17 protein-coding genes are annotated in these 21,943 nt (G+C 50.9%); 6 read left to right on the forward strand and 11 right to left on the reverse strand.

Annotation, left to right across the window (positions count from 1 at the left end):
- Positions 1 to 50 precede the first annotated feature (50 nt).
- The 3 genes from METMI_RS0106880 to METMI_RS25345 form a co-directional block, all read right to left on the reverse strand.
- Entirely contained in the window at positions 51 to 1,421 is a 1,371-nt protein-coding gene (locus METMI_RS0106880; RefSeq protein ID WP_019865538.1) for a DUF1501 domain-containing protein, read from the reverse strand.
- Between the two features lie 15 nt (positions 1,422 to 1,436).
- Positions 1,437 to 3,110, reverse strand: coding sequence for a DUF1800 domain-containing protein (locus METMI_RS0106885; protein ID WP_019865539.1), 1,674 nt, complete (start codon positions 3,108 to 3,110; stop codon positions 1,437 to 1,439).
- Positions 3,111 to 3,300: 190 nt separating this feature from the next.
- Complete coding sequence (locus tag METMI_RS25345; RefSeq protein WP_019865540.1) at positions 3,301 to 4,083, reverse strand: methyltransferase domain-containing protein; 783 nt, start codon at positions 4,081 to 4,083, stop codon at positions 3,301 to 3,303.
- A gap of 321 nt (positions 4,084 to 4,404) precedes the next feature.
- Here METMI_RS25345 and METMI_RS0106895 point away from each other — a divergent pair, with 321 nt between their 5' ends.
- Complete coding sequence (locus METMI_RS0106895; RefSeq protein ID WP_019865542.1) at positions 4,405 to 5,037, forward strand: iron-containing redox enzyme family protein; 633 nt, start codon at positions 4,405 to 4,407, stop codon at positions 5,035 to 5,037.
- Positions 5,038 to 5,044: 7 nt separating this feature from the next.
- On the forward strand, positions 5,045 to 5,776 hold the full coding sequence (locus METMI_RS0106900; protein ID WP_019865543.1) for a PEP-CTERM/exosortase system-associated acyltransferase: 732 nt from the start codon (positions 5,045 to 5,047) through the stop codon (positions 5,774 to 5,776).
- Positions 5,777 to 5,784: 8 nt separating this feature from the next.
- Here METMI_RS0106900 and METMI_RS28130 read toward each other — a convergent pair whose 3' ends face one another.
- The 8 genes from METMI_RS28130 to guaB all read right to left on the reverse strand — a co-directional run bounded on the left by METMI_RS28130 (position 5,785) and on the right by guaB (position 18,474).
- The gene (locus tag METMI_RS28130) at positions 5,785 to 7,920 is read right to left on the reverse strand and encodes a TonB-dependent receptor plug domain-containing protein (RefSeq protein ID WP_019865544.1); all 2,136 of its coding nucleotides are present in this window, start codon (positions 7,918 to 7,920) and stop codon (positions 5,785 to 5,787) included.
- Entirely contained in the window at positions 7,917 to 10,322 is a 2,406-nt protein-coding gene (locus METMI_RS0106910) for an EAL domain-containing protein (RefSeq protein WP_019865545.1), read from the reverse strand. The genes METMI_RS28130 and METMI_RS0106910 overlap by 4 nt, the downstream gene beginning before the upstream one ends.
- Positions 10,315 to 10,902 carry a YfiR family protein gene (locus METMI_RS23325; RefSeq protein WP_019865546.1) on the reverse strand — a complete coding sequence of 196 codons (588 nt, stop codon included), beginning with the start codon at positions 10,900 to 10,902 and terminating at the stop codon, positions 10,315 to 10,317. Before METMI_RS23325 ends, METMI_RS0106910 begins: the two co-directional genes overlap by 8 nt.
- 176 nt (positions 10,903 to 11,078) lie before the next feature.
- Positions 11,079 to 12,383 carry a M18 family aminopeptidase gene (locus METMI_RS0106920; RefSeq protein WP_019865547.1) on the reverse strand — a complete coding sequence of 435 codons (1,305 nt, stop codon included), beginning with the start codon at positions 12,381 to 12,383 and terminating at the stop codon, positions 11,079 to 11,081.
- Positions 12,380 to 12,778: a peptide-methionine (R)-S-oxide reductase MsrB gene (gene msrB / locus METMI_RS0106925; protein WP_019865548.1), complete on the reverse strand. Its 399-nt coding sequence runs from the start codon at positions 12,776 to 12,778 to the stop codon at positions 12,380 to 12,382. The genes METMI_RS0106920 and msrB overlap by 4 nt, the downstream gene beginning before the upstream one ends.
- Before the next feature lie 262 nt (positions 12,779 to 13,040).
- A complete protein-coding gene (locus METMI_RS25350) occupies positions 13,041 to 15,143 on the reverse strand; it encodes a putative inorganic carbon transporter subunit DabA (protein WP_019865549.1) in 2,103 nt (700 codons plus the stop codon).
- Positions 15,144 to 15,151: 8 nt separating this feature from the next.
- Complete coding sequence (locus METMI_RS0106935) at positions 15,152 to 16,702, reverse strand: complex I subunit 4 family protein (RefSeq protein WP_232215187.1); 1,551 nt, start codon at positions 16,700 to 16,702, stop codon at positions 15,152 to 15,154.
- Positions 16,703 to 17,010: 308 nt separating this feature from the next.
- Positions 17,011 to 18,474: an IMP dehydrogenase gene (guaB, locus tag METMI_RS0106940; protein WP_019865551.1), complete on the reverse strand. Its 1,464-nt coding sequence runs from the start codon at positions 18,472 to 18,474 to the stop codon at positions 17,011 to 17,013.
- Between the two features lie 226 nt (positions 18,475 to 18,700).
- Here guaB and METMI_RS0106945 point away from each other — a divergent pair, with 226 nt between their 5' ends.
- The 4 genes from METMI_RS0106945 to METMI_RS0106960 all read left to right on the forward strand — a co-directional run bounded on the left by METMI_RS0106945 (position 18,701) and on the right by METMI_RS0106960 (position 21,921).
- Positions 18,701 to 19,168: a hypothetical protein gene (locus tag METMI_RS0106945; RefSeq protein WP_019865552.1), complete on the forward strand. Its 468-nt coding sequence runs from the start codon at positions 18,701 to 18,703 to the stop codon at positions 19,166 to 19,168.
- A gap of 12 nt (positions 19,169 to 19,180) precedes the next feature.
- Positions 19,181 to 20,197, forward strand: a complete 1,017-nt coding sequence (trpD, locus tag METMI_RS0106950; RefSeq protein ID WP_019865553.1) for an anthranilate phosphoribosyltransferase — start codon at positions 19,181 to 19,183, stop codon at positions 20,195 to 20,197.
- A gap of 151 nt (positions 20,198 to 20,348) precedes the next feature.
- Positions 20,349 to 21,149 (forward strand): indole-3-glycerol phosphate synthase TrpC, encoded by an 801-nt coding sequence (gene trpC, locus METMI_RS0106955; protein ID WP_019865554.1) that lies wholly within the window; start codon positions 20,349 to 20,351, stop codon positions 21,147 to 21,149.
- Positions 21,150 to 21,213: 64 nt separating this feature from the next.
- Positions 21,214 to 21,921, forward strand: a complete 708-nt coding sequence (locus tag METMI_RS0106960) for a DUF2914 domain-containing protein (RefSeq protein WP_019865555.1) — start codon at positions 21,214 to 21,216, stop codon at positions 21,919 to 21,921.
- The last annotated feature ends 22 nt before the right edge of the window (positions 21,922 to 21,943 follow it).

Consider the following 21,943-nt stretch of genomic DNA (forward strand, 5'->3'; position numbering starts at 1 on the left):
CGGCTTGCCGTGCCCAAAGCGCTTTTATTGGGAAAATATTAAAATCACGCCTAAGCCATAAAGCCAAGGTTGGCTGTATCAAAGCGGCTAAGGTGGGGGAAAATGGTTTCCAGTTGTGTCTCGCTAGCCCCAAACCAGCGGGCTAAGGTAGCCCCATATTGTTCGATCGAGGTGGTGGGGATCAAGCGGCCATAACCGGAATCGTCAGGGCCATCCAAGGTTTGATCGGGGAAGGTGCCGTAGACATCCCCCCCCACCACCGAACCGCCTGCGACCCATTGCACATTACCCCACGCATGGTCAGTCCCGTCACCGTTTGACGTCAGGGTGCGCCCGAAATCAGACAAGGTGAAGCTGGTCACATCATTGCCAACGCCCAACTCATCCATCGCCCCATGGAAAGCCGCCATCGCTTGTGACAACTCGGAAATCAAATTGCCGTGGCGTTGGATTTGGTCATCATGGGTATCGTAACCGCCTTGGACAACATAAAAAACCTGGCGTTTTATGCCAAAGGTTTGCCGGACGCTGATGACCCTGGCCACCATTTGCAATTGCTGCGCTATGGAACTGCCTGGCCAAATGCCAGTGCCGCTTGAGCTGTTTGCCAAAGCCGTGATCAAGGTCTGGCTTAAATCTATAGAGCTTTTGACTGATTTGGCGAATTCCCTTTCCAGTAAACGCCCGTTTGTCAGTGTTAAGCCCAGCATTTTATTGAAAGCTTTGGTCCGGGGGTCTTGGAGACCGCCGGAAGTGACATAAAAATTGTTGACACCACCCGGGCTCATATAGTAAGGCACTGTGCTGTTCCCCACTTGAAACAAGTTGTTACCCGCGATGGACACGCCTAAGGGTAAGCGGCTCGTACCGTTAAGGTTAGTGAGAAGGTCCGCCATGCGCCCACCCCAGCCAATTTTTTCTAGCGCATCAAGTTCACAGGACATGCCTTGGTCGGATTGGTCGTTGTGTGAAAAAAGTTGCGGTGGCAAATGGACATTCGCCTGGTAATCAGTTTTGCTTGTAGGTTGCACCAAGGTGCCGACATTGGTCAAAAAGGCCAGACGGCCATTGTTGTATAGGTTTTGCAAGCCCGGTGCACGGCTAGAAACCGCATAGTTTTGACCGGACGGGGTAGGGTTTAAACTGAGCAAATTATCGCTGGCAAAAGCCAAGTTACCGCGTGAGGCTTTGTAGGTTTGATAGGGGCCGGTATCGGTTGGGACCAGCACATTAAAGCCGTCATTGCCACCAGCAAGAAAAATACAGACTAACGCCCGATAATCAGGGGTTGCGGCTTCAGTGGCTGCGGCTTGCATGCCGGCTAAAAAACCTAACGCGGACTTACGGTTACATGCGCCTGCTGCCGTAGCCGCCGCACATTGCAGAAAATCGCGGCGGGACCAATGTTTAGATGCAGTCATGGTGGCTTCCTAATATTAGCGTTGGATGAGGTAATGTGGGGAGCTCATAACTAAGTAGAGCGCTTCTAGGGCACGGTTCACGCCTTTTTCAGGATACGAAATATAAGCAATGGAACGGACATAATTAATCAATACAGTTTTCACATCAGCAGGCAGCTTATTGCCAGTCAGTATCAGGTTTAGATAAGCGACCAAGTCTGTAGGGGATCTTGCACGGGTTTTCAAGTTATTGATGTTGATCAGTATGTCGAAGGGGTTTGTATAGGGATTACCCTTGTACCGCCAATTGATCAGGCCAAATAGCTCATTATAAAAACGGGTGTTGTTGGCATCATTGACCAGTTGGAATTCAGGGGCAAAAAATCCCCTGTTTTTAATAGTCCCGCTGGGGGCAAAATCAGGCCGGAAAAAATTAAAAACACTGGGTGCCGATAAGGGAGCCTGTCCAATAGATGAATCGGGGTAATAGTAACGGATAGTGCCATCCGCAGAATGACCATCAAAAGCCCGCCAAAGATGTGTCAGCACCAGTAGCGGTTCACGCAATTTGCCAAAATTAACGTTGGCCTGGGTTCCTTCCAATGCTTCAGGGTCAAGCAAGACCGCTTTAATCACGGCTTTCATATCACCCCGGACCCCTTTGCCGTTATCATCAAATTTGCGGGCGACACGCCGGATGTAGTCGGGTGAGGGGTTGCTGGTCACCAGCCGTTGGATAAGGCGGCGGCCAATAAAGGGGCCTACATTTGGATGGTTAAACAAGGTGTCCAAGAGGATTTTCAAATCAGCCGCCGCCAAACCTTTTTCGGGGATAACGATATTATCCAGGATCGTTTTCAGGGTTCGGTCATGATAGCCTTCAAACGGTTTCATGCCGATACGCCAATCATCACCATCAAAAAATGACCAGGAATTCCCGAATGACCAGCCTGTTAGGGTCTTGGCTGAATTTTCAACGTCAGTTTGCGAGTAGGTTGGGATTGTGTTTCCACCCTGCAATAACGGGACGCCTGAAGGGCTTAGTTGCACCAGGCCGATGGTAAATAGCTGCATCACTTCCCGTGCATAGTTTTCGTCGGCCCGGATACCTAGCTTACGGTTGGCTTTTTGATTGTGGAGCATGGACAAATAGCGTCCCATCGCCGGTGACAGGGTCACCCGCTCAAGAATATCGCGGAAATTGCCAAAGGCATTACGGACAAGAATGTCGTAGTAAACGGCCATCGCGTTGGTCGGTATGCCTGAACCGACATCGGAGACTACAAAAATTTCTGACAAGGCGAAAGCTACGCGCTGGCGTAATTGGTCCGGTGCGGTCACCGCATGACGGAACCAGATTTCCATACGGTTTTCGCGTTGGTTATTGTTCTGAGTTTGGTTCAGTGTGGCAAGATGGCAAGAGGCATCCATCCTGTACTGCTCATTGATCCATTCCGGTAATGTCATTTTGCTGAGATGGTTGACATCCCTTGGCATCGCCCCGAAGGTCGCCATATTCAAAAACCGGACTGCCGTTGGTTGCGGGGTGACCGAAGGGATCTCCGCCGTGCTTGGATAAACAGGTGTTGCCATAGGGTCGTAGCAGTCTGCGGGAAGGTCCGCCAGGGCTATGCCAGGGAGCAAAATACCAAGCAAAGTGCCTAGCCTTAAGGTTTTTGCCGCAACTTGGTGACAGGTTAAGCTTTTCATTGGTATCTTCCTTCGGGTGGCTTGGTATCGCAGTTTATCTATCTGCGTTACAGAAGTAAGGGGCACGTTCCGCTAGTGAGTTTAGATAACTCTTTGATGCTGTCAAGTATGGGGGCCAAAAAGTAGCCCCGTCCCCCTGTTGGGATTGCCTGACAGGATCAGCAAATCGGTGAGCAGGGAATGCTTGTGCTTAAGGTTTACGGCCTGCGACCAGCATTATATTGACACTGGCGAAAAACACCCCTTCAGTGTCCGCCTGTTCTTGGTAGCCGCGCCATCGCCGCACTTCTTCAATGGAAAGTGTACCGGCCGTGATGGCTTCTTGTTCAGTCCTGTCCGCCTGGGTCGCTTGGCGGATCAACAGGCTTCGGTTGGCGGTGATCGGAAACGCTTGAAAAGAAATATCAGTCAAGCCTTGGCGTTTGAAGTGGCGGAATAATGTGCGGCCCGAATAACCGTTATGCAGTGCGGAACTGGCGACAAATCGGGCATAGCGCCGCTCAATGTCAATTTCATCAGCATCTATTGATAAGCTGCCCCAATCCGTGTCTATGGCAACAATCCAGCCGCCGGATTTGGTCACCCTGGCCATTTCCGACAAAGTTTGCGCCGGGTCTGGTAAATGTTGGAAGAGACGGTCGCTACGGCAGGCGTCGAAATAACCGTTGTCAAAAGGCAGTGATGCTGCGTCCGCCTGTTGATGTGATACCCATGCGCTGACTTCCGCTTGACCGGCCCGTCCATTGGCTTCGGCCAACATGGCCAAATCGTAATCTGCGCCGATGACTTGGCCCTGGTTGCCAACCAATAAGCCTAGCGGGATTGTGTCAGTACCCGGCCCACAGCCCAGATCCAATAGCTTATGGCCGGGTTGGATATGCATGGCGTCATAGCTGCGCTGCTTAATGGAATTCAGTAACTTGGAGAATATATCGAGGGAATCGGCATCTAAGTAGCCTTTAGGGAGAGACATTGATTATCCTTAGTTTTTTAGGGAATAGGGGGTTGGTTGGTTAGTGTGCGGCGGGCTATTTTTTCAAAAAATTTGCCAAGCGGTTAAATTGTGCGTTACTCTCAAAGCGTTTGTAATAGATTAAGCAATATTTCCATACTATCCATCCAGTTTATGGCGCGTCTGCGGGGAAATTGGTTTTAAAAACTTGGAGCCCGCCCTTGTTTTGGCACATCAGCGCAAATTCCCCAAATAGCCTCTTCATAAAATTCTCTGCCTTGCCTAAAAACGCCTGCTATAAATAGTAAATAAAATTTCAACATCAAATACATAGGGTCATCTATGCAAAATATTACAGTGCCACATGATGTATATGCTATTCAGGAGCTTGAAACACTTGCTGAAAAAGCGGCTAAAACGTTCAAACCTTTTTTAGAAGCTAACGGTTTCGATTTGGGCCAATACAAGCAATTTTTAAACATTATGTACCATTACACGGCGAGAAGCGGCGAGATGATCAGCCACGCCGGCAATATAGCCCATGATGGATACTTAAAAGATTATTTTAAGCACATGTTCAAGGAAGAAAAAGCGCATTATATTTTAGCTAGGGAAGATTTGCGGGAATTAGGCGGGGATGTGTCAGAAGACATACCGCAATCAGTAAAAAATTTCCATGCCAACTGGTTAAGTTTAGGGGACAGCATTTATCCCTATTTAGGGGCGGTTTATGTATTCGAAAATATAGCCAAATATTTACAGGTTGAAGGCAAGCTTTTTTATGAACGCCTAGATTTAAGCAAAAAACAAAGGCGTTGGGTGGATATTCACATGGAAGCGGATTTAGTGCATGGCCAAGAAATTATCGAAGTATGCTCACGTTATTTTGATGATGACCCGCTTGCCTGCATTGAAGGCGCTAAGATGATGTGTGACTCCTGGATTGGGGTTTTTACCGATGTGGATAGCCATTAGGTAAACTATGATTGATGCTTTTAATCAGTATTTTGAAATGGTTCCCGCACTATCCAATGAGCTTAAGCAAGAAGTATTTAAGTTACGTTATCAAGTTTATTGTCTTGAAATAGCTGGTTATAAGCCCGAAGACTATCCTGACAAAATGGAATATGATGAATATGACCAACATGCCATCCATTATTTAATCCGCCATCGAAAATCCGGGGATTATGCTGCAACAACCCGGCTCATATTGCCTGATCTTGTTTTCCCGGAAAAACCGTTCCCCATTGAGGTGAATTGTAAGATCGACAATATCGAATTGATGCGGCAAATTAACCGGAGTAATTTGGCGGAAGCCTCCCGGTTTTGCATATCAAAAGCGTTCAAAAGAAGAAAGAATGAACCCAATACCTTGGTGGCAATAAACGAAGATTATTGTGAAAGCCAGGGGTATTTTTCTTTGCTAGAACGGCGGGCGCTTCCCCATATGAGTTTTGCGCTGATAACCTGCTTAATAAGAAGTTGTTATGAAAATAATATTGAATACCTTTTTGGGACTTTGGAACCTGCTTGGTTCCGTTTTTTGTCATCGGCGGGGGTTCATTTTATAAAAATAGGCCCGTTGCTGGATTATCACGGGGAGAGATGGCCGTGCATCATTAAAATCAAGGATTTAGTTGAGAGCATAGCAAATGAAAACAATCAATTATGGGAAATGTTAAGCGAAAAAGGGGATTATAAATTTTTTAAGTAAAAGGAGGGTTAAAAATCAATGGAGGCTTCAAAATAAAAGCTTCTGCCGGCCAGAGGCAAATTTTGTGGCAGTTGCAAGGTTGCGGGTTCAAGAGGGTATTCATTAAAAGCATTTCGTAAGGAAGCGGCAAGATTTAAGTGCTTAAATAATTTTTTACCGCGTAGGGTGAGGTCAACGGTCTCATAATCATCCAGTGGGCGTTGGTCATTTAGGCTACGGGTTCTCCCTGATATCCAGTTAAGTTGCGGCTGTAGCTGCCATTGAGGTGAAAAATGCCAGCCTAAGGCCACATAGATATGATGTTCTGGCACGCCTGTAATGCGTTGCTTGGTATCGGCATTGGTCGCGTGTTGCCACGCATAATTGCCTTTTATCTGCCACTGCTGGTTCCATTGCCATTCCCATTCAAATTCAGAGCCATAACCATTTTGATTGCCGTTGTTTTGATATTGGTTTAAGCCATTGGCCACTGGCACGGCGGATATAAGGTTGTTAATCTCATAATAATACACGTTAAGCGTTGTGTGCAGTGACAACAGGGGACGATAATCAAAAGCCAGTTCAGTGGTGTTGATGGTTTCCGGTTTCAGGTGTTTATTGCCCAGTACGACGGGGTTGTTTTGCGTGCCTTGTTCAGAAAAATTAGGTGCCCTAAAGGCTCTGCCATAAAGCAGTTTTCCGGTTAACTGTTCATTAATGTCCCAAACTAGGGCTAAACGCGGGTTTAAGGTGCCGCCAAAATCAGAATAATTGTCATAACGCACACCTGAGGTCAGTTGCCAGTTTTTGGCGATTTGCCATTCGTCCTGGGCGACCAATGACCAAATTGAGCGGTTGGTATCAGCCAGGTAGACGAAAGGCGTGCCGGTCAGGTTCGTTAGCTGTCCGTTTACTACCGTTTGGGTATTGTCCGTTATCACGCCTGTACCAATGTTTTTACTCTCCGTCGTCGAAATCTCCTCATAGCGAAAGCCCGTGTTCAGGCGGAAGACATGCCGGTCCAAGCCATGGTAAATGGACGTCAATTCCATGGACGGGATGTTTTCTGAGCGCCCAACATTGGCGTTGACCCCATCGGGGAAACTTATCAGTGAAAAATTGGAGAGGTTGATGTTGCCATTGGGGCCTATAGGCAATTTGGCGTTATTGGGGAATGCCTGGAATTGCGCGAGAAAATCGGTGTGCAGGTAACTGGCATGGGCGGTCAGTTCCCAATCCTCGAGCCAGTCCTCTGTGGAAAACCGCACATCGCTTAAATATTGTTCGCCGTTAGCGACGCCCTTGGGGTCTAAGGCGTTAGCAACACCGGCACGTGTGCCGGCATCCATGGAATTAAATCCCCAAAAGCCGATGTCCCAGTGCTTGCGCTGTAAGTTGAGATGCCCATTCAAGGTTTCATAGCGTGAATTTAAAGCCCCTGGGGCATGTGAGGCATTGGTGCCAAGTGCGTTGTCGAATGCCGTTTGGGCGTCGGCATTCATAATACGCCCGCCATCGCCTTGGGTATGTTGGTATTGCAGGCTAGTGGCCACGTTCCAGCCTGCCAATTCAGCACTATGTTGCCCCCAAGTGCTTTGGGTATCCCAGTTGCCAGCACGCACACCTGCCCGGGTACCATTAATGTCCCCCGCTTTTTTAGTGATAATATTGATGACGCCAGCAAAAGCATCGGCACCGTATAATGCGGAGCCGGGGCCGCGGATGACTTCGACGCGCTGGATGGCTTCAATTGGCATTTCTGTGCCGGTCATCAGCGTGCCAATAAAGGGCGTGGTGATGCGCGTACCGTTTAACAGGATCAACACTTGCGAATTGGCGGTGTTTTTTATGCCCCGTATCGTGTAGTTATAGTCATTACCGCCTTCCGTCAGGCTGGCATGGACACCCGGGACTGTTTCCAGCACTTCATGCAGCTCGGTGGCTCCCATGGATTTGATCTGGTCAGCGGTAATCACACTGGTGATGGCGGCGGATTGGAACATGGGCCGGGGGGTGCCGGTGGCGATGGTGACGGGGATATTGGCAAGTTCTGCGGGTGACATCGCAAAATAATCTTCCACTTCAGCATCAGCCAGGGCTGCCTTGGTATAGGCGCAGCAGAAGAGCATTAAAAAGGTAGCGGGGTTAATGGCCTTGATGTTCATTGAGGGTCACGGGTAAAAGGTATTATCAGCTTGAGATCATGCAAGGGGACGGGTTTGCCGATACCGTAGCCTTGAGCATAATCCACTCCCAACTCTTTAAGCAAGTTAAATATACGTTCATTTTCGACAAACTCGGCAATGGTTTTTTTGCCCATCATTTGCCCGACTTCGTTGATGGCCTTCACCATGGCAAAATCGATCTTATCATCCAGAATATCCTTCACGAACAAACCATCTATCTTCAAAAAATCGACCGGCAAGTTTTTCAAATAGGCAAAAGATGACAGCCCGCTACCAAAATCATCTAATGAGAAAGAGCAGCCCTTGTCCCTGAGCTGGTGGATAAAGCGGGTGGCGCTGGTCAAGTTGCTGATCGCGGCGGTTTCGGTAATCTCGAAACAGATTTTATGGGTGGGAATGTCCCAGGTTTTAAATTGTTCGATGATAAAGTTAAACAAGCTCTCATCTGAGAGGGATAGGCCAGACAGGTTGACCGCGCAAAGTTCGAGTTGGTCAAGAAAATTGGGGGTATTGGCAATCCAAGCAAAGAGGTTCTTGATGACCCATCTGTCCATGGCCGGGGCTAAATTGTAGCGCTCGGCAGCGGGTAAAAACGCCCCTGGCGGAATGATGCTGCCTTTGGCGTCCTTATAGCGGACTAGGGTTTCAAAATGGAGTTTCGTATCCGGTTTGTTAATGCCCGCTATCGGTTGCCCGTAGAGGCAAAACAGGTCTTGTTCCAGAGCCTGATGGATTTTTTGTACCCATTGCATTTCGCCATGCCGCAGCGCCAATTCTTCATCATCAGGCCGAAATACGTGGACGCGGTTGCGGCCTTTATCTTTGGCCGCATAACAGGCGGCATCGGCCTCTTTAAGCAGGTTGACCGCATTGGCGCTGGTGTCCTTGATTAAGGCGATGCCGATACTGACGCCGACCGAAAACCGCCTGCCTTCCCAGGCAAAATGGAAGTCCGTGACGGCATTACGTATTTTTTCACTGGTGTTAATGGCTTCCTCCAGCGAACAGTAATACATGAGTATGCCAAATTCGTCGCCACCTAAGCGCGCGATGAAGTCATTGCGGCGCAACTGTTTTTTGAGCAAGTCACCCAATTGCCGGAGCAGCTCATCGCCGGCCAAGTGCCCGGAAGTGTCATTGACGATTTTAAATTGGTCCAAATCCAAATAACACAGGGCGTGTTCCGAGTTATTGGAACTGGCTAAGGTAATCGCCTGTTTTATGGCTTTATCGAATTCAATGCGGTTGGCCAGCCCGGTTAAGGAGTCATGGCTAGCTTGATAGGCAATTTGCAGGCTGAGGTTATGGGTCTCGGTGACATCTTCGCAAACCAATAGCAAATTGTTTTGTTGGCCATCGAAAGCGACCATACGGGCGGTGGCCCTGACCCAAATAATACGGCCATTATCACAAACTTGCCGCAGTTCCTGTTTGTGGACTGACAAGGGCATGGTCAGGCACTGTGAGATGAGTTCGCGCATTAAGGAGATGTCGGCCGGATGCACAAAATCCAAAACGGAGCTTTCTTCCAAGGCATTGACGCTCAGGCCCAAATGATTGGCCCCCGTCAGATTGACGGACATGATCATGCCGTTTTCAGTCAGGTTGAAAATCATGGTCGGGTTGTCATCGTACAAAGCCAAATAGCGGTCTTTGGCCCGCGTGATGGCCTGGTTTTGGTTTTCTACGCGGATGATCAGGTCATTGAAGGCGTCGACTAAGACCCCCAGCTCATCGTTATAAAGTTTCTCCGCCCTTAACGAATAATCTTTGGAATTGCTGATCGCGATAACCGTGGTCACCAGTTTTTTTACCGGTAAGGCAATGAGTTTTATGAATGGCGCCGTCAAAAAGAAAGCAAGGACCGAACCGATGGCCAGTACGGAAAAGACCACGAGGGTAAACTTAATCTTCCGCGAGTAGGCTTCGGCAAAGTTGGCGTATACGAGGATGCTGCCCTCAACATCCCCTTTGGTGATGATCGGCACCCTCACCCATAATAGGCTGTTGTCGAAATGGCTGGACTCCCCCTCAATTAATGGCGGGCAAACCCAGTTGGCGTTCAGGGCACTTTTTAAAAATTGGGCAAAAATTTGGCCTTGCTTGTTATAGATGCAGGCCGTTTCCACGGCGGGTTGGATATGCAGCGCGGCCAAGTTTTCCTTGGCCAATTCAGGGTCGCTGAAGGCTAGTGCGGCGGCGCTCCGGTTGCCTATCACGGTTGCCAGAGTAGTCAGGTCATTTTCGACGACTTTTTTAAATTCCGCCGTTTCCAGCACGATCAACACCACGCCAGCAAACAACAAGGAAATCAGGCTGGGAAACAGGACGGTTAGGAGCAGTTTGCTATGTATGGAGAGGTCGCGGATTTTGTTAATCATGGTTGCCACCTTCGATGATTTCAGCGACTTCCAATAATTTGGCACTGACTTTTAACTCGCTGAGCTGAAAAGCTTGCCGGTTGATTTGTAATTTTATCCGGCTGTCCTCGGTGACAAAGCCGATCATGCCGCCGTTACTGGCAAAATGTTCGCTTTCGCCTACGGTCAAGACATTTTTTGCATCCTTGACCGTAGGCGGCGTCTCAATGGATGAACTGATGAACAGGATATGGCATAAGGTCGATTTGCTGATCTTGGCCAGGGTGCTGTTATTTTCAAGCCTGAGAAGCTTGATCGGCTTGCCAAAGGCCGTACGCTGTTCGATGGGGTCAATTAAATCGCCAAAAGGGTCATTGCCCAAAATGCATATGTTAAAGGTGGCTGAGGTGTCTTCGGGCCAGGTAACGAACTTGGTGAAGTTATAGAGATAACCGGCTTTTATTTTATATTCAATGTCGCCCGCATAGAGCGTCCCCGAAAACAACAGGCCGCCTAAAGACAGGACAACCCATAGCCATTTTATGATGTTTATTATCGTACCCCAGCGGCGGGACAGGTAATCGAAGGATAGATAATGCAATGGCCAACCTTGATGAGATAATTTGTTAGGAAGGTGTGTTAAAAGCTGCTACGCGACCCGATTGCCAGGTTGCGGGTTGCCCGGACCCTCATGCGCGACGGGGGTTTCCGGCCCCGCACATCTGGTGTCCAAGCCAACTGCGGCACTTTTAAAGCAGGTTCTTAAGTATAGCCACATTATGGGTCACAAAAAAACCTTTTGAGCACCGAAATCATGTAATTGTGGTCTAGTACCCCCGCACTTTCACGAATGCTGTGCATGGCCCACATAGGATTGCCGACATCCACGCAACGTATGCCCAACTTGGCTGATACTATCGGGCCTATGGTGCTTCCGCAAGGGAGGTCGCAACGGTGCGAATAATATTGGTAAGGGACGCCGGATTCTTGGCACCAATTGGCAAATAAGGCCTCTGAACCGCTTTCGCTGCTGTAACGGCGGTTGGCGTTCACTTTTATGACCGGGCCGTTATTGACGATGACCTTGTGTTCAGGTTCATAAGCCAACGGGAAATTGGGGTGGTAGGCATGTGCCATGTCGGCACTGACCATGATGCTCCGGGCAAGTGCTTGGAGGTAGGCTTGTTGTCCGGTTTGGGTGGCAAGGGCGATCCGGCTCAGGATATCGGAAAGGAAGCTGCCAGCCGCGCCTTTATGGCTTTCGCTGCCGATTTCTTCGTGGTCAAAAAACGCACAAACTTGCGTGTTTTCATGATCAAGCACTGCTCCGTCAAGTAAGGCGGCCAATGCCGCATGGCAGGATGCCAGATTGTCCAATTGGCTGTCCGTGTAAAACTCCTGGTTTATTCCCCAAAAGGCACCTGGCTGGGTGTCATAAACAGCCAAGTCCCAAGCCAGGATTTGTTGGCCAGTAATGCCCGCTTGTTCCTGCAGCAGTTTAAAAAAATAATCCGGCGGCAGCTGCTCCTCTGTCCAACGCGTTAAGAGCAGGGGCAGCTCATTTTGTTTGTGCAGTTTTAGGCCATCATCATTGACACCCCGGTTCAAGTGGATAGCCAGATTGGGCAATCTGAGCAAGGCTTGGTCAAAACGCACCAGGGTATTGGCAATTTGCCCTTGCGGTGTCTTATGGCTGATACGCCCCGCCAAGCTTAAGTCACGGTCGGCAAACGTCGCCAAAATCGGCCCGCCATAGATTTCCACGCCCAGGCGCACAAAACTATCCAACCAATTGACAGGGTTGGGTTTGATGCGCAGCCCCGGCGAATCAGTATGTGCGCCGACGATCTTAAAGCCGGAAGCTGATAACGGTTGTTGGCCTAACACAAAGGCAATGATGGACGAGCCATCGCGTACAACATAATGACGCCCGCCAGCTTGCAATGCCCAGGGCGCGGTTTCATCCAAGGCTTCAAAACCAAAGGCGTGGAGTTGCCCGACAATATTTTCTACGGCATGCCAAGGGCTAGGGCTGGCATCAATAAAATCCAGCAATTTTTGGGTTTGTAGGTCAGTGTTCATGGGGCTTCGTGTAAATCAAGCGATGCTGAATTGATGCAATAGCGTAAGCCTGTAGGAGCCGGGCCGTCGGTGAAGACATGGCCTAAATGGGCCGCACAGCTTTGGCAGGTGACTTCGACCCGGCGCATCCCATAACTGGTGTCAACATGCTCTAAGATGCTGGTGCCGGACAGCACGTCCCAAAAACTCGGCCAGCCCGATCCGGAATCGTATTTGGTCTCTGATGTGAATAATGGGTTGCCGCAGCACACACAATGGTAAATGCCGGCCTTTTTGCAATCGACATATTTGCCGGTAAATGGCGGTTCCGTGCCCTTTAAACGGCAGATGCTGTATTGTTCTGGCGTTAGGTTGCCGTTGTCTTCGGGGCTATTATGGGGTGGTTTATCGGTCATAGGGCATTCCTGAAGGTATGGGCAATTGGCTTTATTCTAGGTCTTATGAAAAACAGTTGGTCTGCCGGATGGTTTGGTAAGTAAGAGAGCGAGTTTGAACCCGGCGTGGCTATGCTACCAGAAAAAATCCAATTTATGTCCTGATGGACAGGCTATATCAACGATGCCCTAATCCTGTCAGGAAAATGGGGGCATGGATTCATAAGTTTCTGTTAAAAACTACTTTTATACAGAAAATGTTTGTGATGGGAGGCGGCTCTGGTCATTTGTCTGGGCGCGGAGCCATTTCATCAAGGCCATGCCAGCCTAAGGTGGCGTCCGCACGGTCGTAATAGGCGGCGATAAACCGGGTTCCTGCCGGGATGACAATACCTTGTAAACTCAGCAATATCCGTGTCTCGGGCTGATTGGCGAATGCTGCAATTTGTTGGAAATTAAGCTTTGGGTCCAGGCCATTTGGGTCAGTATGCGCCGGATCGGATCCCACTAAAACCACGAAATCAGCGAATTGCCCGGTTAAGCCAGCTGCCCGTAGAAAATTAGCGACGGCCTTTACGGGGACGTCACTCCCATCCGCAGTGTGCGGGAGGGGATCGTTGGGGGCGATGGTTGCTTTGGGGATCGCTGGGAGTTCTTGTCTTGGCGGTCCGGGGAATAAAATTCTGGTTAAGGTATAGGCTAAGGCCAGCGGCGCATGGATGAACGTCCATAGATAAGCCAGTAAAGGGTGCTGATGGAAAGCATAGGTCGACGGGCGTACCCGCGGGAAGGCATTTGCCTTGTGGGGGGGCTGTGGAGGGTTAATGGCCGTAAAACCGTTGGTGGCCACGGTGTTTTTTAGGCCGGGATCATGGCCCCAAACAACGTGTACCTTGGGCCATCCGGAGGTGCTGGCCGTTGGATCCTGACCCAGGGCCGCAAGCAATGCCTGCCTAACATGGTTTTCGTAGGCATAAAGCCAAACCGCCTGATGTTCAGCCGTCTTAAAACCGTCCAGCACTGACAGCATGGCGTGTAAGTCGGTTTTGTCCAAGGCCTGGACATGGGTGGCGTTAAGCCCTAGGTGTTGGCATAGGCGGTACAGCCGCCAGATGTTGTTTTCTTGGCATTGGGCTTCCGTTAAGTTACGTTGCCTAGTCAGGATCAGGTCGGCGAGCTGTTGCCAGTCGGTGCGGCATTGGCGTTCAGAGCCGGAGCGGATGATTAGGGCTTCGGCCTGCTGGGTCAGGTATTCGGGTAACAAACCTTGGTAAAGTTGTAAGCGTACCCAGAACTCCGAGAGGTTCTTACGGAAATAGCCTTGCAAGGAGCTGGTTTTGGCCTCAATTTTCCAGATGTCATGGCAAACTTGATTGAGCCAAAGCCTGTCTAGGGTCAGCCGTATCGCTAAAAAGTCCGTTAATGCAGGTGTCAAGGCATTGTTACAGGGAAGGGGCCTTGCCCATTCAGGAAGCTCCGATGTTAGGCGTTGCAGGTAGGCTTCCCATTGCCCGATGGGGATGTCGAACCTTTGCAGTTGCAGGGCAACCGTTGTGGCCGCATCGTCGGGCAGTTCGGCAATAATGTTCTGCCAATCCGGCAGCTGATGTAAAAAAAGGCTTGCATCCTGGCGCGCCAATTTCCGCCATAGCCCATATAATCCTAGCCCTTGATGCGCGTCTATCGACCACTCCCCCTGTTCCATATCAAGCAATGAAGCACAGATATGCTGCAATTGAGGATTGACCTGTTCGAGAATATCAACGCCGCCCAAGGCCTGCACCAAGCCCCGCAGGGTGTACAGGCTACCCAAATTGGCTTGCATCCTGTTTAGCCCGTCACTGGCGAGCTGCCGTAGGGTATTGTGGATATTGCCGTTTTCAGCCAGTAAGCCTTTCGTCAATTCAGCTTCTGTCGGCAGCAAGGCCGTTGGCAATTCCAGTTTTTGGCTTAGGCCCGCCCATAATGAATGGGCGCCTACAGATCCGCAAACCTCATTCCGTAGCTGATGGTAAAAACTTTCCGGTGGCGTTGCCCCGGACGTCGGCCCTCCATCATGGCAGCGGATAACTTGGCTGTCACCGCTGGCGGGTAAAGCATATAAGAGCGCGATGCGGTAGATGTCTTGGTAGGTGACAACCTGCTGCTCGAGGCCACAGACCTGTTGTCCTGCCTGCGCAGCCAAGTGGCGGCGGATGGCGGCGGACACGTCGCTGTCGGTGATGCGCCATTGTTGATAATTTTGGCGGTAACGCGCTTCCGTCCCGTCCCAAGTCCGCCCCGCTTGAAAAGGGTGCTGGTCTAAGGCGTGGGCTTTTGAAAGGCCATAAACAATATCAATGACATGGTGTCTATATTCGGCAGATTTTTCGCTAAGGTCTGGCATGGTTGGGCCTACAATGCCTGAAAGTTAAGCAAACGGTGCATCTGGGCAACGGTGCCGGCAGACAAGTCGAGCAACGTGGCTGGGAATAAGCCCAGTAACACGATAGCGGCGACCAACGCACCTGCCGCCAGGCCTTCTGGCAGGCGTATATCGTTGAGTGGCAGGCGGGGCGCATGCGTTGCGCTAATAAACAACACGCCGAGGGTCCGGATGGAATAAGCGGCGGTGATCAGAAGGCTTAGGGCTAAAAAGACCCATAACCATCCCCACTGTTGGTAAAAAGCCGTCAGGGTTTGAAGCTCGGCAATAAAACCAACGGTTCCAGGCAAGCCCATGGCGGCAAATAAGCTGACAACCATTAGGCCGGACCAGCGCGGCATGGGTTTTATTAGGCCGCCATAATCCTGGATTTGACGGCTGAGGGTGCGTTTGAATAATTGCTCGGACAACAACACCAACGCCCCGGCGGTGAGGCTGTGGGCAAGCATTTGCAATATCGCGCTGTTGATGCCCGCTTGGTTCAGGTTGCTGATACCTAAAAAAACGATGCCCATTTGGCTGATGGAGGCATAAGCGACCATGGCTTTTAGGTTGCTTTGCCGCCAAGCCAGCAAACTGCCATAAAGCATGCCTGCCAGTGCCAGCAACACCAGTACGGGCTGTAAGATATGGGCCGCTTCCGGTAGGATAATCAGCACCCTAAGCAGCCCGTAAGCGGCCATTTTCAACAGCACGCCAGAGAGCAAAATGCTCACCCCCGCTGGCGCCTCGACGAACGCCAGGGGTAGCCATCCGTGCGCGGGGAAAATCGGTAATTTGATGCCAAAGCCAATCAAGAAGCCCAGCAACACCCACACCTGCTGTTGGACGGGCATGGTACTGGCCGAATTCTGGATCGCGGTGATCAACGATCCGCTGTGTTCAAGATGGTATTGGCTGATCGCCAGCAGGCTGATCAACATGAACACGGAGCCAACCAGGGTATAGAAGACGAAATTCAGGCTGGCGGCATGGCGGCGGTTGCCGCCCCAACGGCCAATCAGGAAGAATAAGGGGATTAAGGTGAGCTCCCAGAAAATATAAAACAGCACCCAATCTTGGGCGAGGAATACGCCCAGCATACCGAATTCCAACAACAGCATGCACAGATGGTAGGCCTTGATATGGGTGGACACGTTGAGCGAGGCCAACATGGCGACCCAAGACAACAGGGTGCAAAGCACCAACAAGGGCATGGACAGGCCGTCAACGCCCAACGAATAAGCGCTGCCAAATGCGGGGTTGATGGCGAAATATTCGGCCAGCTGCAGGGTGGGGTCATGGGCATCGTACTGGGCCAGCATCCAGCCGCTGAGCGCTACGCTAACCATCGTCACCAAGTTGGCGATTAAGCGTATCTGATAACTGTTCTGTCCGGGAACCCATATCAGCAATAAGCAGCCAATAGCGGGAGTCCAGAGCAATAGGCTGAGAATCCCCATGTCGCGTACCCTAAAGTCTGATTTGATCAGGTGGTTGGTAAAATAAGCCGGGCGTAAATGCCGGGATGGGGGGCTCAAGTCCGTCCCGTCCAGGTTACGCTAAGCGCAGGGTGCATTATATTCATACGGTACGGCTTAAAACAAATACGGTTTGTGCGCCGCGGGATAGTGTATGGCCTGTGTCATAAGCAGGGCTGGCGGCGAACTTAAGGATAAGCTTTTAGGTTATTATCCGGAGGGGGTTATGGCTTGGTTTGGAAGGCTGGCTGCTGGGTTAAACAGGCGTTGCGCAGCTTCGGGCGGATAGTAACGCAGTTTGGGCCTTGTTGCTATTCTGGGGCATACTTGCAAGGTGATTGAGGGCACCTTGCAAGTTGAAGGCAAGGTCATTCTACCCGGTAATTCGGTGCTTCTTTAGTGATGGTCACATCATGGACATGGCTTTCGCGCATGCCGGCACTGGTCACGCGGACAAACTGGGCTTTTTCATGCATCATTTGGATGCTTTGGCTGCCAGTATAGCCCATGCTGGCACGGATGCCGCCCAATAACTGATGGATGACCGCCAGTAAGCTCCCTTTATAGGGCACACGGCCCTCAATGCCTTCCGGCACCAGCTTTTCGACCGCATTGGATTCCTGGAAATAACGGTCACTGGAGCCTTGCTGTTGTGACATTGCCCCTAAGGAGCCCATTCCCCGGTAGGATTTGTACGAACGGCCTTGGTACAGTTCCACCTCGCCCGGTGCTTCTTCCGTACCGGCAAACAGGCTGCCCAACATCACCGCATACGCCCCTGCCGCCAAAGCTTTGGCAACGTCTCCCGAATAACGGATGCCCCCATCGGCAATCAAAGGCACGCCCGTGCCTTTCAGCGCGTCGGCGACATCGCTGACGGCGGTGATTTGCGGCACACCAACGCCAGCGATAATGCGCGTGGTGCAGATGGAGCCCGGCCCGATACCAACTTTAACGCCATCCGCGCCCGCTTCGACCAATGCCAAAGCGGCGGCGGCGGTGGCGATATTGCCGCCGATCACTTGCACTTCAGGGAAATTTTGTTTGACCCAGCGGACTTTATCCAAAACGCCTTGCGAATGCCCGTGGGCAGTATCGACAATGATGACATCAACGCCAGCGGCAACCAAGGCGGCAACCCTTTCGTCAGTATCCGGGCCCGTGCCGACCGCCGCGCCGACCCGCAAGCGTTCCTGGCTGTCTTTGCAAGCTTGCGGGTAATCTTTGGCCTTTTGGATGTCTTTGACGGTGATCATGCCCCGTAAGTGGAAGGCGTTATCCACGACCAGCACTTTTTCGATACGGTATTGATGGAGCAAAGCCACCGCTTCTTTAGGGTCTGCGTGCTCGTTGACGGTAATCAGCCGGTCTTTTGGGGTCATGACTTTGGAGACCGCCTCATCAAAGCGCGTTTCAAAACGCAGGTCGCGGCTGGTGACAATGCCGACCAATTCATCGCCGACCACAACCGGAACGCCGGAAATGTTTTTTGCGCGGGTCAGTTTTATGACGTCGCGTATGCTGGTGTCAGGGGATACCGTAATCGGGTCTTTGATGACCCCGCTTTCGTATTTTTTTACATGCCGCACTTCACGCGCTTGCTGTTCGACGGTCATATTTTTGTGGATGATGCCGATCCCCCCTTCCTGGGCCATCGCAATGGCCAACCGGGCTTCGGTGACCGTGTCCATGGCCGCAGAAACCAGCGGAATATTGAGCGTGATGGCACGGGTCAGTTGGGTTTTCAGTTCTACGTCACGAGGCAGCACAGTTGAGTGCGCAGGGACCAATAAAACATCATCAAACGTGAGCGCTTCCTGAATAATTTGCATAAACCACACCTAACAAACAATTGAATAACTCTCTATTATACGGTTAGCCAGTGTATTTAGTAACCTTAAAAAACGTATCTGTAAATACCGCCCGCAGGGGGACGCGCAAGAAAGTAGAATGTAGCTGAATAAAATGATAAAGTTTCGGGCTTTCCTGTTTAAGCCACAGGCATAGGCTGTAAGTAAGCAGTGCGTCCTTTAACTTTATTCGATGCGTTAATACCTTATGAAAACTATAAAATTGACCCCAAAAACGATTATTGCGGCGATAGTCTGCGGTGTGTTGGCCATATCGGCTCCGGGTTGTTCCGATGACAAAGAAAAAACTGAGGCGGCGCGGCCTAAAGCGACCCATAACCCCAACCCTTTCGACCATTCGGGTGAGGCAAAAGTCACCAACACCGAAAAACAAAAGTTTGAGGAAGAATTTGCCAAGCAGTGTGTGGCGAGGGAAATGCATAATTCGGGCAACAATGACGCCGACGGTAAGCGTTTTGAGCGGCCATGCACCTGCATAGCGACGTTTTTAATGAAGGATTTGACGGCGCAAGAGGCGGAAAAATTTCTCACCGAGCATGAAAATCCCCAGTCGTTAAGGATCAAATACGAAAACGCCGCTTACCATTGCTTACAAGAAAACGTGCCGCCTAAAGAGCCTAATTTTTCACGCCCAAAACCGCTGGTTGCGCCTTAAACGATAGGTAAGATGGACATTAGGGAAGCCCTGCAAACGGTATTGGACCGTCAAGACCTTAGCCTCGTGCAAATGCGCGGGGTGATGGGCGAGATCATGCGCGGCAATGTCACCGACGCGCAACTGGGCGGTTTTTTGGTCGCCCTGCGTTGCAAGGGCGAAACCGTTGATGAAATCGCCGCCGCCGCCGAAGTGATGCGCGAGTTGGCGGATAAGGTCACCGTCAACGGGGCAAATGTCATCGACACCTGCGGTACGGGTGGTGATGGCGCAAATACATTCAACATTTCCACCACTTGTGCCTTTGTGGCCGCCGCCGCTGGCGCGCAAGTCGCCAAGCACGGCAACCGTTCGGTATCCAGCCGTTGTGGCAGCGCCGATGTGCTGGAAGCGGCGGGGGTCAACCTGCACCTGACCGCCGACCAGGTGGCGCAATGCGTCAACACCTTAGGCGTAGGGTTTTTGTTCGCGCCCAATTATCACGGCGCGATGAAGCATACCCGTCAAGTGCGCAAAGAAATGGGGGTCAGGACGCTGTTTAATGTCTTGGGGCCGCTAGTCAATCCGGCCGCCGCGCCGAACCAATTGGTCGGGGTGTTTGGCAAGGAATGGCTGGTGCCTTTGGCGCAAGTGCTGCAAAAGCTCGGTAGCCAGCATGTGTTGGTTGTCCATGCCGATGACGGCTTGGATGAGCTGAGCATAGCCTCCGCATCAAGCGTTGCTGAACTGAAAGACGGGCAAGTGTCCACCTATACCGTCACACCGGAACAATTTGGCTTGGAACGCGCTAGCCTGGATGGTTTGGCGGTCACTGATGCGGAAACCAGTTTGGCCATGGTTAAAGGCGTGCTGGACAATCGACCAAGCGCCGCAAGGGACATTGTCTTGTTAAATGCCGGAGCCGCGCTTTATGCCGCCAACCTTGCCACTTCCATTTCTATGGGCATAGATCAAGCCCGGCAAGCCATTGCCAGTGGTGCGGCGCGTGAGAAAATGGCGGCCCTGGTTGAATTTAGCCAGCGGTTTTGACCGAATCCTTACCTCGGCCTAAAATTTGGGCCGTAGTTTTTTATGAATTTGGTGTCCCCGTGATTGATACGGAGTGGACATATTTTTACCTACACTTCTTAACAGATCATGCCTTTTGGCACGATCTTGACCTCCCCAGGATAACTGCAAGATGAGCGCCCCCCCCGATATTTTACAAAAAATCCTTGACCAAAAAGCCATTGAAATCGCCAAACGCAAGCAGTCCATGACCGTTGCCAATCTGGAAGATATGGCGGCGACTGTCGCTGGCCCGCGGGGGTTTGCAGATGCCCTGGGCCGTCAGGTGCTTGCAAAAAAGCCGGCGATAATCGCTGAAATCAAGAAAGCTTCGCCCAGCAAAGGTGTTATCCGTGAGCATTTTGAGCCTGTCAGCATCGCCCAAGATTATGCGATGAATGGCGCGGCCTGTTTGTCGGTGCTGACCGATAAGGAGTTTTTTCAAGGCTCTGAAGTGTATCTGCAAATGGTCAGGGAGCGGTGCCCCTTGCCCGTGTTAAGGAAAGATTTTATGGTCGACCCTTACCAAATCTACGAGGCCCGCGCTTTGGGTGCCGATTGCATCTTGCTGATTGTCGCGGCCCTTGAAGACGGCCTGATGCACGAACTGGAAGATACGGCAACAAAGCTAGGCATGGATGTGCTGGTGGAAGTCCATAATGCAGAGGAGTTGGAGCGGGCGCTGACATTGGATACCCGTTTGCTGGGCATCAATAACCGTAATCTGCGCACTTTTGAAACCTCTTTGCAAACTACCTTGGATTTGCAAGGACGGATTCCGGCTGACCGCATCATCATTACAGAAAGTGGTATACACACTCCGGAGGATGTGCGGCTTATGTTGGACAACAATATTTACGGCTTTTTAGTTGGCGAGGCGTTTATGCGGGCGGATAGTCCCGGCCAAAAAATGCGCGAATTGTTTGCACTATAGTTTCCTGTAAAAAACGGTGTGCGGTATTGGAATATTTAATTGACAACTGACGGTGGGTGATTTTATGGCTGAGAAAAAAAATCTGGTGATTAAAGTCAGATATCCGACTGCTTCGAAAGCAAATGAGGATTCATCGCCAAACGCCCAAGTGATCACGGTATGGAATGTCCCGCGCATTGGTTTGGCCGCTGGCGCCTGTATTGGTTTGATTGTGTTGCTGGTTTATGTGTTCGGTGGTGACGGCCGGCAGCCTGTTGTGGCAGAGGTTGCTGTGGAAAAAGAAGGGGAAAGTGCCGTCCCCCAAGTTTCACCTGGAGCCCCGGCCCAGATTGAAATGCCCGTAGCAAGCGTCAAAAATATGCCGTCTCCTGAAACCAGTGTCGGGCAGCCTGCGCTAAGCGATGCCCTGCCCTCTGGGCCATTGGCAAAAGATGCGCCACGAGTCCGTCGGGCAGTGGTCACTACGGGCATCACGGATAAAGAACCCGTCAATAAAATAGCCGGATCCTTGGTTATTAGGCCTTCAAAGCCAGTCACGGTATATTATTTTACGGAATTGAGATACATGGCCGGCAAAACAATCTATCATGAATGGCTGCATGACGGCGTTTCGGTTGCTAAAGAGCCCTTGCTGATTGCTGCCGAGCGCTGGCGGGTTAGCACGCACAAAACCCTGGATGAAAAGGCCGTCGGCAGTTGGACGGTCAAGTTGACCGATGAAAACGCCAATTTATTGGATGAGAAAAAATTTGTGGCCAATATTGGGCAATAGTAGACAAATTTGAAACTAAATG

The organism is Methylovulum miyakonense HT12, from assembly GCF_000384075.1.
In the GTDB taxonomy this organism is placed as follows: Bacteria; Pseudomonadota; Gammaproteobacteria; order Methylococcales; family Methylomonadaceae; genus Methylovulum; species Methylovulum miyakonense.